This window comes from Sphingosinicella xenopeptidilytica (genome assembly GCF_042676985.1).
Taxonomy (GTDB): Bacteria; Pseudomonadota; Alphaproteobacteria; order Sphingomonadales; family Sphingomonadaceae; genus Sphingosinicella; species Sphingosinicella xenopeptidilytica.
This window is the reverse complement of sequence record NZ_JBHTIK010000005.1, coordinates 260,997-274,859: the sequence shown is the minus strand read 5'-3', so window position 1 is coordinate 274,859 and position 13,863 is coordinate 260,997. Positions and strand designations below refer to the sequence as shown.

14 protein-coding genes are annotated in these 13,863 nt (G+C 67.0%); 10 read left to right on the top strand and 4 right to left on the bottom strand.

All coding sequences use genetic code 11. The annotated features are described in order from the left end of the window. Positions 1-10: 10 nt before the first annotated feature. Together ACFQ00_RS09385 and ACFQ00_RS09380 are read right to left on the bottom strand one after the other, a co-directional pair. Entirely contained in the window at positions 11-1,243 is a 1,233-nt protein-coding gene (locus ACFQ00_RS09385) for a styrene monooxygenase/indole monooxygenase family protein (RefSeq protein ID WP_381489430.1), read from the bottom strand. Between the two features lie 113 nt (positions 1,244-1,356). Continuing rightward, complete coding sequence (locus ACFQ00_RS09380) at positions 1,357-2,385, bottom strand: AraC family transcriptional regulator (RefSeq protein WP_381489427.1); 1,029 nt, start codon at positions 2,383-2,385, stop codon at positions 1,357-1,359. A gap of 185 nt (positions 2,386-2,570) precedes the next feature. Here ACFQ00_RS09380 and ACFQ00_RS09375 point away from each other — a divergent pair, with 185 nt between their 5' ends. From ACFQ00_RS09375 to ACFQ00_RS09350, 6 genes are all read left to right on the top strand, one after another. Beyond that, entirely contained in the window at positions 2,571-3,065 is a 495-nt protein-coding gene (locus ACFQ00_RS09375) for a flavin reductase family protein (protein WP_381489424.1), read from the top strand. Positions 3,066-3,134: 69 nt separating this feature from the next. Continuing rightward, positions 3,135-4,019, top strand: coding sequence for a LysR family transcriptional regulator (locus tag ACFQ00_RS09370; RefSeq protein ID WP_381490883.1), 885 nt, complete (start codon positions 3,135-3,137; stop codon positions 4,017-4,019). Positions 4,020-4,116: 97 nt separating this feature from the next. Then, a complete protein-coding gene (gene dgcN / locus ACFQ00_RS09365) occupies positions 4,117-5,124 on the top strand; it encodes an N-acetyltransferase DgcN (RefSeq protein WP_381489420.1) in 1,008 nt (335 codons plus the stop codon). Beyond that, positions 5,112-6,098 (top strand): N-acetyl-D-Glu racemase DgcA, encoded by a 987-nt coding sequence (gene dgcA / locus ACFQ00_RS09360; protein ID WP_381489417.1) that lies wholly within the window; start codon positions 5,112-5,114, stop codon positions 6,096-6,098. The genes dgcN and dgcA overlap by 13 nt, the downstream gene beginning before the upstream one ends. Before the next feature lie 109 nt (positions 6,099-6,207). Further along, positions 6,208-7,797, top strand: coding sequence for an N-acyl-D-amino-acid deacylase family protein (locus ACFQ00_RS09355; protein ID WP_381489414.1), 1,590 nt, complete (start codon positions 6,208-6,210; stop codon positions 7,795-7,797). Beyond that, positions 7,794-9,041: a dicarboxylate/amino acid:cation symporter gene (locus tag ACFQ00_RS09350; protein ID WP_381489412.1), complete on the top strand. Its 1,248-nt coding sequence runs from the start codon at positions 7,794-7,796 to the stop codon at positions 9,039-9,041. Before ACFQ00_RS09355 ends, ACFQ00_RS09350 begins: the two co-directional genes overlap by 4 nt. Before the next feature lie 3 nt (positions 9,042-9,044). Here the strand turns inward: ACFQ00_RS09350 and ACFQ00_RS09345 are convergent, their stop codons facing one another. Next, positions 9,045-9,332, bottom strand: coding sequence for a DUF2218 domain-containing protein (locus ACFQ00_RS09345; RefSeq protein WP_381489410.1), 288 nt, complete (start codon positions 9,330-9,332; stop codon positions 9,045-9,047). A gap of 2 nt (positions 9,333-9,334) precedes the next feature. Next, positions 9,335-9,916: a PadR family transcriptional regulator gene (locus ACFQ00_RS09340; RefSeq protein WP_381489407.1), complete on the bottom strand. Its 582-nt coding sequence runs from the start codon at positions 9,914-9,916 to the stop codon at positions 9,335-9,337. 106 nt (positions 9,917-10,022) lie between these two features. On the opposite strand from ACFQ00_RS09340, the gene ACFQ00_RS09335 reads away from it, so the two are divergent. Genes ACFQ00_RS09335 through ACFQ00_RS09320 form a run of 4 tightly spaced genes read left to right on the top strand, consistent with a single transcriptional unit; the run spans position 10,023 to position 13,858 of the window. After that, entirely contained in the window at positions 10,023-11,336 is a 1,314-nt protein-coding gene (locus ACFQ00_RS09335; RefSeq protein WP_381489404.1) for a replication-associated recombination protein A, read from the top strand. Beyond that, positions 11,320-12,675 (top strand): serine hydrolase domain-containing protein, encoded by a 1,356-nt coding sequence (locus ACFQ00_RS09330; RefSeq protein WP_381489401.1) that lies wholly within the window; start codon positions 11,320-11,322, stop codon positions 12,673-12,675. The genes ACFQ00_RS09335 and ACFQ00_RS09330 overlap by 17 nt, the downstream gene beginning before the upstream one ends. Continuing rightward, a complete protein-coding gene (locus tag ACFQ00_RS09325; RefSeq protein WP_381489398.1) occupies positions 12,672-13,013 on the top strand; it encodes an MmcQ/YjbR family DNA-binding protein in 342 nt (113 codons plus the stop codon). Before ACFQ00_RS09330 ends, ACFQ00_RS09325 begins: the two co-directional genes overlap by 4 nt. After that, on the top strand, positions 13,010-13,858 hold the full coding sequence (locus ACFQ00_RS09320; RefSeq protein WP_381489395.1) for a hypothetical protein: 849 nt from the start codon (positions 13,010-13,012) through the stop codon (positions 13,856-13,858). The genes ACFQ00_RS09325 and ACFQ00_RS09320 overlap by 4 nt, the downstream gene beginning before the upstream one ends. The last annotated feature ends 5 nt before the right edge of the window (positions 13,859-13,863 follow it).

Genomic DNA, 13,863 nt, shown 5'->3' with positions numbered 1-13,863 from the left:
CGAATGAGATTCAGGCCGCGGCGCAGGCGCGCGCGGCGAGGAAATCGTTCGCCGCCGCGGCATCGAAGTACCAGGGCGAAATCGATTTCGGATCGTTGAAGCTGTTCGCCATCTTGTGGGCGAGATCGGCGTCGGATTCCGCGGTCTTCAAGATGCGCAGCATGTGCTCGGGCGGCGGCCCCAGCGTCATGTTGGTGTAGGCGACTGCCCAGCGCGCATAGTCCCAATAGCGCTCGAACACCGTCGCCATCCATTCCGCATCGAACGCCCCCGCATGGGCATTGATCGCATCGAGATAGATCTTCGCGCCCTTCGACGCGTTGTTCGATCCCTGCCCCGTGATGGGATCGTTGAGCACTAGCACATCGCCGAGGCCGAGCACGACGCGCCCGCTCGGCAGGCGGCCGACCGGATGCTTCACCGTCGGCGTCACCCGGCCGCGCAGCACGCCACCTTCGTCGGTGAGTTCGAGCTTGCCGTCGATGCGCTTCGCCTCCTCGGGGAAATAGGTGCGCAGCAGGCGCTCGCTTACCGCCAGATGATCGGCGGGGGTGCGTACGTCCTCCCAGCAATCCATCGGGCCGCCGGGTACGCACTCGATCGTGAAGATGTCGCACGCGCCGCACAGCGTCAGGCCCGGGAAGGTCACGAACTCGCCGATGCCGGGATTGATGTTGATGCTGATCGCCGGGCCGCCTTCGCGCGGCAGCATCGGCTTCACGTAAGTGAGCGCCAGCACGCGCATCGGCCGCGTGTAGGGCGAGCGCGACGGATCGCGCGCGAACAGTTGCCCGATGGCGCCCTTGCCGGACGCGACGACGACGAGGTCGTGCGCCAGCGTGAGCGCCTCCAGCGTTTCGATGTCGGCATCTTCGTAACGCAGCGTGCCGCCCAGCACCTCGAAATGCGCCATCCAGCGCGGCATCTTCACGCGCTGGTCGATCGACTGGCCCGGAACGTCCATGGCGCCTTCCCAGCGCAGCATCCGGCTGCCCTCGCCGTCACCGATCCACATCGAGGCGGCGCCGTACTGCGGGCTGCCGTGCTCCCAGAAATCGATGCCGAGTTCGCGTTCGAGCGCCAGCGCCATGCCGTACATTGACTGGCTCGACGTGACGGTGCCGTCCGCGATCTGCTGACCCGTGCGGTTGGACAGCACCGTCACCTCGTGGCCGCCGTGCAGCAGCCCGATCGCAAGGTGCAACCCGCCCTGCCCCGCGCCCACGATCGCGATCCTCGCCATAGTCCCTCCCGACATCCCGAATTGGCCGATGGGGAAAGACTAGAAACATGGGTGCCGCCCACAATCCCCTGGCGGCAATGACTATCCGGTGCGTGCAAGCGGCGCTGTGAGCGTCAGTTCATCCGGCCGGTGCGATGGCGGCGCAGCGTGTCTCGCGGGGTTTCGCCGAAGCGCTCGCGGTACTGCGCGGCGAAGCGGCCGAGGTGTTCGAAGCCCCAGCCGAGCGCGATGCGCGTGACGTTGGCGTCGGCGCCGCCCTCCATCAGGTCGCGCCGCACGCGGTCCATGCGGATGTCGCGCAGCAGCTGGAGCGGCGCGATGCCGAGCGTGCGCTTGAACTGGTGGTAGATCGTCCGCACCGGCGCGCCCGCGACCTCGGCCAGCATCGCCATGTCGATCGGCTCGTCGGCGTGGGCGGCGAGATAGTCGCGCACGCGCGTGACGAGGCGTGGTTCGGTGCCGTCGATGGCGCCTGCGAACTCCTCGGAGCGGTCGTGCGGCTGCGTGAACAGCAGCGTGCTCATCAGGCTATTTTCGAGGTGCGCGGCGAGCAGCGGCGGCAGCGCCGCGCCGCCAAGCTGGCTCGCGCAACGCAGGCCCGATTTGATCTGGTCGAGCAGCATCTGGCCCGCGATACCCGAAAGGTCCATCTCCGGGCGCAGGTACAGCGGCTCGCGCTGCGGGCGACCGATGCAGCCCTCCACGAAGCGCTCGAAGCGCACCCGGTCGTAGCGCAGCACGACCTTTGTGCAGGCCGCGTCCCAGTGCATCCGGAGCGGCGCGGCGGGATGCTGCACCGAGGCGCGCCCGGGCACGATCACCGCGTCGTCGCGCCCGAAGCTGATGCGCGCCTTCCCGCGCATGGGAATCTGCACGAGGTAGAAGTCCTGAAGCACGCCGGGCTCGACGATCACGTCGGCGCCGTAGCGCATGATCGCGAGCGCGACGCCGCCGAGGCGGATGTGATCCAGTTCGGCGTCCAGCGGCTGCGCGCGGTTCAACACACTTAGGCTGTGCCCGCAGAACACGTCAGCCACGTGCGATTGCACCTCGTCCCGGTCGGTGGAAGCGAAGCGGCTATGGGCGGCGAGCGGGCTCATCTCGCACAACGCGAGCAGCCCCGGATCAGGTGACGCTGTCATCGGCGGTCTTTCGGCGATGTCGATCCGCGCCCTCCACGCGGACGTCGCAGCTTATTGAAGAGCGCTTCCCTCCGTCAATCGCACGGCGGTCTTGCGCGGAGCGGACAATCGGCGTCGCCGCCCGGATAGCGGCGTCGATTCTCACCATCTACGAATCGCGGCCCAGTGATCAGGTGAGGACGGACATGCAGACAGACGATTTCCGCCGGGGAATGCGCCGGCTCGCCGGAGCCGTGACGATCGTGACGGCGGGCAAGGGCGAGGACGCGGGCGGCCTTACCGCCACGGCGGTCTGCTCGCTGACGGCGGAGCCGCCGCGCCTCCTCGCCTGTCTCAACAGCGGCGGCGCGACGTTCGACATCCTGCGTAAACACGGCCGCTTCTGCGTCAACCTCGTCGGCAGCAGCGACCGCGCCGCCGCCGAGGTGTTCGCGGGTATCGGCGCCGCGCCGGGCGAAGACCGCTTCGCCGCCGGGGCATGGGTGCGCACGGCGGACCGCGCGCCGCGCCTCGCGTCGGCACTCGCTGCGTTCGAATGCAGCGTCCACAGCATCACAATGCTTGCCACGCACGGGCTCGTCATCGGCGATGTGGATGCCGTTCACATCACGGGCGCCGACGATCCGCTGCTTTACCACGAGGGCCGCTTCGCACGCCTCGCCCTACCCGGCGCCGCCTGAGACCTCTGCGCCCGGCGACAATCGGGATTGACGCAGGCCTACCCCGGACGGGAGGATGGGCCCTTCATGATCAATCTGCGCCACATCGAGATTTTCCACGCCGTTTACAGCAACGGTTCCGTGAGCGCCGCCGCGCGCGCGCTCAACGTCTCGCAACCATCGGTGACGAAGGTGCTGCGCCATGCCGAGATGCTGCTCGGCTTCCCGCTGTTCGAGCGCGCCAAAAGCGGCCTGGTGCCGACCGAGGACGCACACACGCTGTTCGCCGAGGTCGCCGAGATCCAGACGCGCGTCTATTCGCTGCGGCAGGCGAGCCAGAACCTGCGGCACGGACGCGGCGGCACGCTGCGCGTCTCCGCCCTCCCTTCGCTCAGCCTCAGCGCGCTGCCGGACGCTGTCGCCCGCTTTCTCCGCGATCACGAGGGCGTCAGCTTCGACCTGCAGACGGTCCATCACGACGACATGGTCCGCAAGCTCTACGAACGCGAGACGGACATCGTCGTCAGCTACGAGGTGCCGCCCGCCGCGCCCGTCTCGCACCGCTGGCTGGGCGAGGGCGAACTCGTCGTGCTCTACCGCGAGGCGGACATGCCGGACGCGCCGCCGCGCATCCCGCTCGAGATGCTGCGGGACCGGCCGTTCATCAGCCCGATCCAGAGCGGCCCAATCGGTCGGCTCCTCTCCGCCGAACTCCAGCGCGTGGGCGTCGAGCTGAACGAGATCGTCTCGGCGCGGACCTTCTACATCGCCTCCGCGCTGGTGAAGGCGGGTGTTGGCATGACGATCGTCGATAATTTCACGGCGGAAGCCGCCAGGGCGCCGGGCCTCGCTTTCCGTCCGATACAGCCGCCGCTGGCTTTCGACATCCACGCCGTCCACCTGCAGAATCGACCTCCGTCAGGGCTTGCGACGGCGTTTCTGAAGGTACTGAGCGAGGTGATCGAAGCCCTATAGACCCGCGTTATAGGGGAGAGGGCGCTTGATATGAAGCCGGGCGCCCTCCCCGCGTCTATCGCATCCGGGCAACACATTTCACGGCAAAAGGTGCGCGATGATCCCCAGTCCCTATTTCCTCTATCTCGGCCATTCGAACGACGAGATCGGGATCAAGACATCGCGCGGGCTCGCGGTTTTCCGCCGCGAAGACTGCGTCGGCGAGTTTCGCCACGATGATTGCGGCCTCACGCTCGATCTACCCCGCCTGACCATCGAAGAGGCCGTCGCGGCGGGCGCGAAGACACTCGTGCTCGGCATCGCGAATGCGGGCGGCACACTCGGCGAGGATCTGGTGCAGGACGCGCTCGCCGCGATCGAGGCGGGCCTCAACATCGCCTCCGGCCTTCACCAGCGCCTGCGTGACGAGCCGCGCCTCGCTGCCGCCGCGCAGGCGAAAGGCCTCTCGCTGTTCGACGTGCGCGACCCCGCGCCCGACCTCCCCGTCGGCAACGGCGCACGCCGCGCGGGCAAGCGCCTGCTCACCGTCGGCACGGATTGCTCGGTAGGCAAGATGTACACGACGCTTCACCTCGCCCGCGCGCTGCAGGCGCGCGGTGTCCCCGCCGATTTCCGCGCGACCGGCCAGACCGGCATCCTCATCGCGGGCGACGGCGTTCCGCTCGATGCCGTGGTGGCGGACTTCATCTCAGGCGCGATCGAGTACATCTCGCCCGCGCGCCACGACGGCGGCTGGGATCTCATCGAGGGTCAGGGATCGCTGTTCCACCCCTCGTTCGCGGGCGTCACCACCGGGCTGCTGCACGGCGCGCAGCCCGATGCGCTCGTGCTGTGTCACGAGCCGAATCGCCCGCACATGCGGGGCCTGCCGCACTATCAGCTTCCGAGCCTTGGCGAATGCCTGGAGGCGAACCTCCGCACCGCACGTCTTACCAACCCCGACGTGAAAGCCGTCGGCATCGCGCTCAATACTTCGAAGATGACGCCCGAGGCGGCTGCGAAGCTTTGCGCCGAAACATCGGACGCTTTCGGCTTGCCTTGCGTCGATCCGGTCACCATGGGCGTGGAACCCATCATCGACCGGATACTCACATGCGAAGCCTGATCGCCCGCAGCGACAATTTCCCCCTTGTCGCCCCATTCCGCATCTCGCGCGGGGTGAAAACCGCCGCCGACGTCGTCACCGTGGAAATCGTCGGCGAAGGCCACGTCGGGCGCGGCGAGGGCGTGCCCTATCCGCGCTACGGCGAGACGATCGAAAGCGCGCTCGCCGCGATCGAAAGCGTTCGCGGCGCAATCGAAGCCGGTGCAGGGCGCGCGGAAATCAATGCGCTGATGCCGCCATCCGCCGCCCGCAACGCCGTCGATTGCGCGCTCTGGGATCTCGAGGCCCGGCTCGCCGGAAAAAGCGTCACTGCGCTCATCGGCCGAGCGCCGGTCGGCCCGACGCCGACCGCACTCACGGTCAGCCTCGATACGCCCGAAGCCATGGGCGCGGCAGCGCTGAGGCTCGCAGACGTTCCGCTCGTCAAGGTGAAGGTCGATCGCAGCGACCCCGCCGCGCAGATCAGGGCCGTGCGCGCCGCCGCGCCGAAACCGAAGCTCATCGTCGATCCGAACGAGAGTTGGACGATCGCCGAGGTGCGGAATCTGCAATCGCTGCTCGTCGACCTTCGCGTCGATCTGCTGGAGCAGCCGCTGCCCGCCGCCGAAGACGCCGCGCTCGAAGGCTTCCGCTCGGCGGTGCCGATCGCGGCGGACGAATCCGCGCATGTCGCCGGCGATCTCGACGCGCTCATGCAGAAATATCAGGTCATCAACATCAAGCTGGACAAGACCGGCGGGCTCACCGCCGCGCTTGAGCTCGCCGATGCCGCGCGCGCAAAGGGCATGGGGCTGATGACGGGGTGCATGATCTGCTCCTCGCTCAGCATCGCGCCCGCGCTTATTATCGCGGCGGATGCGGCGTTCACCGATCTCGACGGCCCGGTCTGGCTCGCGAACGACCGCGCGGGCGGCGTCACCTGTACGAACGGCATTCTGACGCCGGCCTCTCCCGCGCTATGGGGTGGCGCATAGCCTCTCGTTATATGTATACAAACGCATACAATCGCCTGCCCGCTTTTCTTTCCCATGCTGCACCTGCACAGTCGGATCGGCGGATAGGGAACGCAAGCGAGGGGGCGCGATGGATGTTCGGAAGCTGAAACGCAGGGTGTGTGCGGCGATGGCCGCCACTGCGCTTATGGCAACGCCGCTCCTTGCAGCCTCTGCTGCCGAAGCCGATCTCGTTCTCAAGGGCGGCACCATCTACAGCGGCGACGCTGCGCCCTTCGTCGGCGATATCGCGATCACCGGCGACCGCATTTCCTACGTCGGCAAAAAAGCACCCGGCGGCGCAAGGCGCGTGATCGATGCAAAAGGCCTGATCGTCGCCCCGGGATTCATCGACACACATACGCACGTGGACAGCATGATCACCGGCGATGATGCCACCGAGCGGCTCGTTCTGCCGTTCCTGATGCAGGGCGTCACCACGGCGTTCATCGGCAACGACGGTTACGGCGATCCGGACACGGCGAAGGTTCTAGGTAGTGCGGCGGTGCGGCCGGTCGGCATCAACTACGCCGCGTACGTGGGCTTCGGTGCCGTGCGCACGAAGATCGTTGGTCAGGACGACCGCGCGCCGACGGCAGCCGAGCTTTCCGAAATGAAGGCGCTCGTCGCCTCGGCAATGTGCGATGGCGCGCTCGGTTTCTCGACCGGCCTCTTCTACGCGCCGCAGAGCTTCGCGAAACAGGACGAAGTCGTCGCACTCGCGAAGGAAGCGGCCGTTCGCGGCGGTATCTACGACAGCCACATCCGCGACGAATCGAGCTATACGATCGGGCTTTCCGCCGCGATCGACGAAGCCATAACTGTGGGCCGCGAGGCGGGATTGCCCGCACACATTGCGCACATCAAGGCGCTCGGTGTCGATGTGCATGGTCAGGCGCCCGCGATCATCGCGAAGATCGAGGCCGCGCGCGCCGCCGGACAAATTGTTCACGCCGATCAGTATCCGTGGTCGGCATCCGGCACCGGGCTTTCGGCATCGCTGCTGCCGCGCTGGGCGGAGGATGGCGGGCGCGACGCGATGCTGAAGCGCTTCGACGAGCCCGAAACGCTGGCCCGCCTTCGTCCGGAAATGCACGAGAACCTGCGGCGGCGCGGCGGGGCCGTCTCGCTGCTCATCACTTCCGGGCCGGACGATCTCGTTGGCAAAACGCTTGAAGCCATTGCGAAGGAAAGCGGCGCCGAACCCATCGACGCCGCCATCGCCATCCTGCGTCGCGCACCGGTGGGCATCGCCTCGTTCAACCAGAGCGAGGCCGATATCGCCGCCTTCATGAAGCTGCCGTGGGTGATGACGAGCTCGGACGGCTCGATCGGCCACCCGCGCCTTTACGGCTCCTATGCACGGAAATACGAGACCTACGTGAAGACGAACAAAGTCATCCCGCTCAGGGACTTCATCGAACGCAGCACCGCCCTGCCTGCGGACGCATTCTCGCTGCAGGACCGCGGCACGCTGAAGCCCGGCGCGTTCGCCGACGTGATCGCTTTCGACCCCGCGACTTATGCGCCCCGTGCCGATTTCGCGCAGCCCGCACTGTTCGCAAAGGGCGTTCGCACGGTCATCGTCAACGGCAAGGTCGTGGTGGAGGACGGCGCACCCACGGGCGTCGCCGCGGGCCGGGGATTGCCGCGCACGTCCAAAGCGGAAGCCTGCGCATGACGCTCATCCGCGTATGGTTCGGCATCGCGCTGTGGAAGCGGGTGCTCGGCGGCCTCGCACTTGGCGTCGCCTTCGGCCTGCTGTGGCCAGCGGCAACGGATTCGGTCGCGATCCTGGGCGACCTGTTCATCCGCCTCATTCGAATGCTCGTCGTCCCGATCGTGTTCGTCACGATTGCCTCGGGCGTGTCCTCGCTCGGCGACCCGAAGCGGCTCGGCTCGGTCGGCGGGCGTACCATCGGCCTGTTCGCGGTGCTGACCGGCATCGGCGTTGCGATCGGCATGGTTCTCGCGCTCATCGTGGAGCCGGGGATCGGCGCCGATCTTGGTAGTGCTGAGCCTCGTCCGCTCGGCGATCCGAAGTCGACCTACGATCAGCTCGTCGGCATCGTTCCCACCAACGTGTTCGAAGCGCTGGTGGCGGGCGACATGCTGGCGATCATCTTCTTCTCGCTCATGCTCGGCATCGCCACGATCCTGGCGGGCGACGCCGGAAAGCCGGTGGCGTCGCTGCTGCAATCAGCCGCGAGCGTGCTGTTCCAGATGATCCGCGTCGTCATGGAAACGACGCCCTTCGGCGTCTTCGCGCTGACGGCGGGCGCCATCGCGGCGAACGGCCTTGCCGTCTTCACCAACATCGGCCTGCTCGCGCTCTGCGTTGCGCTCGGAGCGCTCTTTCAGATGGGGATCGTGCACAGCCTGATCGTGCGGAGCATCGCGCGCGTGCCGCTGCCGTTTTTCTTCCGCGGCATCATCGATGCGCTCGCGGTCGCCTTCTCGACCGCCTCGTCGTCGGCAACGCTGCCGGTGTCGCTGCGCGTCGCGCGCGAGAATCTCGGCGTGCCGACGCCCATCGCTTCGACCGTGCTGCCGATCGGCGCTGCCATCGGGAAAGACGGCACGGCGATGTATGTCGGCCTGCTCAGCCTGTTCAGCCTTCAGGCACTCGGGATCACGCCCAGTGCGGACATGCTGGTCATCATCTTCCTCACGGCAGCACTTGCCGCGTTCGGCACCGCGCCGATCCCGTCCGCCTCGCTGTTCATGCTCGCCGCGGTGCTGAACGCCGTCGGCGTTACTACGGAGCAGGCCGCGCTCATCGTCGGGTTCATCCTGCCGTTCGACCGGCTGCTCGACATGATGCGCACGGTGCCGAGCGCCTGCGCCAACCTCGCCGCCGCGACCACGGTCGCGCACTGGGAAGGTGAGCTCGGCAGCACGTCGCCCGCGCGGGACGCCGTCTAGGTTTCAGGCATTCAGCCAGCGGAACGGTAGCGGCGCCTCGCGGAAGGCGAAGCGGTCGAGGTGGCTTGCCAGCACGTCCTTCATTCGTTCGAGAACGGCGGGATCGTCGGCATCGAGAACCACGGCGAGCGCTTCCGGTTCGGCGGTCATGATGACCGTCGCTTCGGGGAACTTGATCCGGCCCTGCGCCTTGTCGAACGTCACGTCGAACTTGTGGCTCCAGTGCTTGCAGAGCTGCTGCATGTAGCGGCTGCCGTTCGTCGTCGGAACGGCGGCGGTTGCGGTCGCCATGCTCAGAGCCTTTCGATCTTGTGCGCGGCCTCGTCGATGATGCGGGCGGCTTCGAGCATCGCCTCGCGGTCGGCGCCGCGATCCCACATGCGGCCTTTGAGGACGGAACCGAGGTTCATCATCGCGCGCCAGACCGGCGCGGCATCGGCGCGGGTGTTCGCCTGTCCGGCCGCGTCGAGCCGTTCGAGGAGGGCGTTCAGCTCTTCGCGGCGCTCGTCGAGGTGCGCCTTGCCTTTTGCCGTGACGGCATAGAGCTTGCGACTGCCATCGGCGCGCTCTTCGGCGAGTTCCATGTCGGCGAGCAGCGTCAGCGTCGGGTAGACGACGCCGGGGCTCGGCGCATAGGCGCCGCCGGTGCGGGCCTCGATCGCCTCGATCATCGCGTAGCCGTGCAGCGGTGCTTCCTCGATCAGCGACAGCAGCAGCAGTTGCAGCTCGCCCGCGCCGAGTCGGCGGCGGCGATGGCCGCGTCCGTGCTCGTCGCCTTCCATTGCGGCGCCGAGGCCGGCGAGGGCTTCGGCGAAGCCGCCCCAACCGCGACGACCGCGCCACCGCGGGTGGTGGCCATGTCTGTGTTCTCTCATATCTTCGATACCTTTCGACTCATTAGATTAACTCTAAGATATATCTTAATGCATCGAATGCAAGATGCTTTTGCGCACTGCGCGAGATGACTAAGGTCGGTGTCTCATGTCAGACTTGTTCGCCAAGGATTCGCCGCCACACGACACGCGGCCTGCCGCCGACGCCCCGCTTGCAGAGCGGCTGCGGCCGCGTGCGCTGGATGAAGTCGTGGGGCAGGAACACCTGACCGGCCCCGAGGGCGCGATCGGGCGGATGGTGGCGGCGGGGAAGCTTTCGAGCATCATCTTCTGGGGGCCGCCCGGCACCGGCAAGACCACGATCGCGCGTCTGCTGGCCGACGCCGTGGGCCTGCGCTTCGTGCAGATCTCGGCGGTGTTCTCGGGCGTCGCCGATCTGAAGAAGGCGTTCGCCGAGGCGCGCGAGTACGCGAAGATCGGGCAGAAGACGCTGCTGTTCGTGGACGAGATTCACCGCTTCAACCGCGCGCAGCAGGACGGTTTCCTGCCCTTCGTGGAGGACGGCACGGTGACGCTGGTCGGCGCCACCACCGAGAACCCGAGCTTCGAACTCAACGCCGCGCTGCTTTCGCGCTGCCAGGTGCTGCTCGTTCACAGGCTGAACGAGGCGGCGCTCGAAGAGCTTCTGAAACGCTCGGAAGCCGATTTCGGTCGCCCCCTCCCCCTCACGCCCGAAGCGCGCGAGGCGCTCCTCCATTCGACGGACGGCGACGGGCGCTTCCTGCTGAACCAGATCGAAACGCTGATGTCGGTGCACCTCGACGCGTCGCTCGATCCCGCGGGCCTGCGCGACCTGCTGCACCGCCGCGTCGCGGTTTACGACAAGGACCGCGAGGGGCATTACAACCTCATCTCGGCGCTGCACAAATCGATGCGCGGCTCCGACCCGCAGGCGGCGCTCTATTACCTCGCGCGGATGCTGACGGCGGGCGAGGAACCGCTCTACGTGCTGCGCCGCATCACGCGTTTCGCGAGCGAGGACATCGGCCTTGCCGACCCGCAGGCGCTCATTCAGTGCATGGCCGCGAAGGACGCTTACGACTTCCTCGGTTCTCCCGAAGGCGAACTCGCCATCGTGCAGGCCTGCCTCTACTGCGCGACCGCGCCCAAATCGAACGCCGCCTATGTGGCGCAGAAGGCGGCGTGGCACAGCGCACGCGAAACAGGATCGCTGATGCCGCCCGCGAACATCCTGAACGCGCCGACCAAGCTGATGAAGGATATCGGCTACGGCAAGGGCTACGCCTACGATCACGACGTCGAAGGCGGCTTTTCGGGCGACAACTACTGGCCCGAAGAAATGCAGCCCGAGACCTATTACCGCCCCACCGAACGGGGCTTTGAAAAACGCGTCAGCGAGCGGCTGGCCTGGTGGGAGGAACGCCGTGAACGCCGGAAATAGCCTTGTCGCAGCATTGATGCTGCTGAGCAGCGCGGCGGTTGCGGCGGATGCCGACCCCTACACGCACGCGCTCGCCGCCGGTTACAAGGCGCAGTTCGTTTGCAGCGGCGTGTTCAGCGCCGGGCGCACGCCCGAGGCGATCGACCGGTACGAACTTGCCGGCACGCAGGAGAATGTCGCGCCGCTGCTCGCCGGGCTCGAAGCCCGCATCGACGAGACGGCGAAAACCGTTTCCGTGACGTTCGATCCCGCCCTACCGCCACGCATCGCGGCGTGGCGCCCGTGGCTCGGCTGCACCGGCCTTCCCATCGGGGCGACAGCCGCAAACCTGCCGACACTTTCCGTGTCCCCGCCGCAGTTCATCCGCGCACCCGATTGGCCCTATGGCGATGTCGGCGCCGAGGCGAAGCCGAAAGGCAACGCCAAGGCGCTTGCCGCCGCTATCGATGAGGCGTTCACGAAATCGAACACGACCGGCGTCGTCATCGTGCAGCGCGAGCGCATCGTCGCGGAGAAGTACGCCGAAGGCTTCGGACAGCATGTTCCGCAACGCACATGGTCCGCCGCCAAGAGCATGACCGGCACGCTGATCGGCGTTGCCGCGCACAAGGGGCTGATCGACCCCGCGAAGCCCGCACCCGTTCCCGAATGGCAATCGCCCGGAGACCCACGCGCCGCGATCACCACGGACAATCTGCTGCGCATGGCCTCCGGCCTCCACAGCGATTTCGCGGGCAACCGCACCGATGCCATTTATTTCGGCGGCACGCATGTCGGCGAGAACGTGCCGGGGCAGGCGCTGGAGGCGAAGCCCGGCACACGCTTCCGCTATGCCAACAACGACACGCTGCTCGCCGCCTATGGTCTGCGCGCCGCGATTGGCGACGACGCGAAATACAATGCCTTCCCGTTCACCGAGCTGTTCTGGAAAATCGGCATGACGCACACGTTTGCGGAAACCGACTGGCGCGGCAATTTCATCCTCTCCTCGCAGGTCTGGTCGACGGCGCGCGATTTCGCGCGGCTTGGCCTCCTCTATCTGAACGACGGCGTGTGGAACGGCGAGCGCCTGCTGCCCGAGGGCTGGGTTCGCTATGTGAGCACACCTTCCGGACCGCAGCCTGCCGAAAACGATGTCGGATACGGTGCGAGCTTCTGGCTGATGAACACGCGGGACGATATTCCGAAGGACACCTTCGGCGCCTTCGGCAACCGCGGCCAGTTCATCGTGATCGTGCCGAGCCGTAACATCGTGATCGTGCGCCGCGGCGAGGATCACGCGGGCACGCGCTTCGACATCGCGGGCTTTGTCGCATCCGTACTGAAAACGCTGAAATGAGCCTCGACTGGGACAGCGTCGTCGCGTTCGCGCTGACGTTGCCCGGCGCGGAACTTTCCACGAGCTACGGCCAACCCGCCGTGAAGGTGAACGGCCGCGCGTTCGTGAATACGGGACACGAGCCGGGTTCCTTCTGCCTGCAGATCGACATGGACACGGTGCTGATGCTGAAGGACACCGAACCCACCACCTATTGGCAATCGCCGCACTATGAGGGCTGGCCTGCCGTGCTGGTTCGCTACGGTACGGACGACCCCGAGCGCGTGCACGCCATGATCGAACGCGCCCACGCATGGCAGGCGGGCAGGCCCAAACCGCGCAGCAGGAAAAAGGCTTGAGCCGTTTCGCGCGTTTCGCCGCGATCGACTGGTCCGGCGCGAAGGGCAGCCGCCACAAGGGCATCGCGGTCGGCATCGCCGAGACGGGCGACACACCGCCCCGGCTTGTGAAGCCCGGCCATGTCTGGTCCCGCACGGAGGTACTGGACTGGATCGCGGCGCTTGTCGACGGTCCGCCGACGCTCGTGGGGATGGATTTCAGTTTCGCGCCGCCGTTCGTCGCGCGCGGCGCCTATCTGCCGGGAGATAGCGCGCCGGACGACGCACGGAGCTTCTGGGCCTTCGTGGACGCCGCCTGCGCCGATGAAGACCTTGGCGCCGCATCCTTCCTCGAACACAGCTTCCGACGGCATTTCTACTTCGGCAAGGCGGATGGCACGAAGGCGGACTTCATGCACCTGCGCGAATGCGAGGCCGCCTTCAACGCCAGCGGCGGCGGCAAGCCTTCGACCGTGTTCGACGCGATCGGCGCGGCGCAGGTGGCGAAGGCGAGCTTCGCGGGGATGCGGCTGCTGCATCATCTCGCCGGGCGCGTACCGGTGTGGCCGTTCGATCTGCCGCCCGCTCAAGGCTCGCTGCTCGTCGAGATTTATTGCCGCGCTTTCATCCGCCTTTCCGGCGGGCGCGGGCTCAAGCTGCGCAGCCTTGCCGATCTCAACACGGCACTTGCCGGGCTCGGCGCGCGCGCGGTGCGCAGCCGCACGCCGCTGAACGACAATCAGACCGATGTTCTCGTGGCGGCCGCGGGTTTGCGGCGCATCGCGGAAAGCCGCGAATACTGGGCTCCGGCCGGTCTCGACGCGCGCCTTGCGCGCACCGAAGGCTGGACGTTCGGCGTGCGCTGAGCCAT

Coding starts and splice junctions, on each gene's coding strand:
- ACFQ00_RS09385 (WP_381489430.1), bottom strand. CDS start 1,243: ATGGCGAGGATCGCGATCGTGGGCGCGGGGCAGGGCGGGTTGCACCTT.
- ACFQ00_RS09380 (WP_381489427.1), bottom strand. CDS start 2,385: ATGACAGCGTCACCTGATCCGGGGCTGCTCGCGTTGTGCGAGATGAGC.
- ACFQ00_RS09375 (WP_381489424.1), top strand. CDS start 2,571: ATGCAGACAGACGATTTCCGCCGGGGAATGCGCCGGCTCGCCGGAGCC.
- dgcN (WP_381489420.1), top strand. CDS start 4,117: ATGATCCCCAGTCCCTATTTCCTCTATCTCGGCCATTCGAACGACGAG.
- dgcA (WP_381489417.1), top strand. CDS start 5,112: ATGCGAAGCCTGATCGCCCGCAGCGACAATTTCCCCCTTGTCGCCCCA.
- ACFQ00_RS09355 (WP_381489414.1), top strand. CDS start 6,208: ATGGATGTTCGGAAGCTGAAACGCAGGGTGTGTGCGGCGATGGCCGCC.
- ACFQ00_RS09350 (WP_381489412.1), top strand. CDS start 7,794: ATGACGCTCATCCGCGTATGGTTCGGCATCGCGCTGTGGAAGCGGGTG.
- ACFQ00_RS09345 (WP_381489410.1), bottom strand. CDS start 9,332: ATGGCGACCGCAACCGCCGCCGTTCCGACGACGAACGGCAGCCGCTAC.
- ACFQ00_RS09340 (WP_381489407.1), bottom strand. CDS start 9,916: ATGAGAGAACACAGACATGGCCACCACCCGCGGTGGCGCGGTCGTCGC.
- ACFQ00_RS09335 (WP_381489404.1), top strand. CDS start 10,023: ATGTCAGACTTGTTCGCCAAGGATTCGCCGCCACACGACACGCGGCCT.
- ACFQ00_RS09325 (WP_381489398.1), top strand. CDS start 12,672: ATGAGCCTCGACTGGGACAGCGTCGTCGCGTTCGCGCTGACGTTGCCC.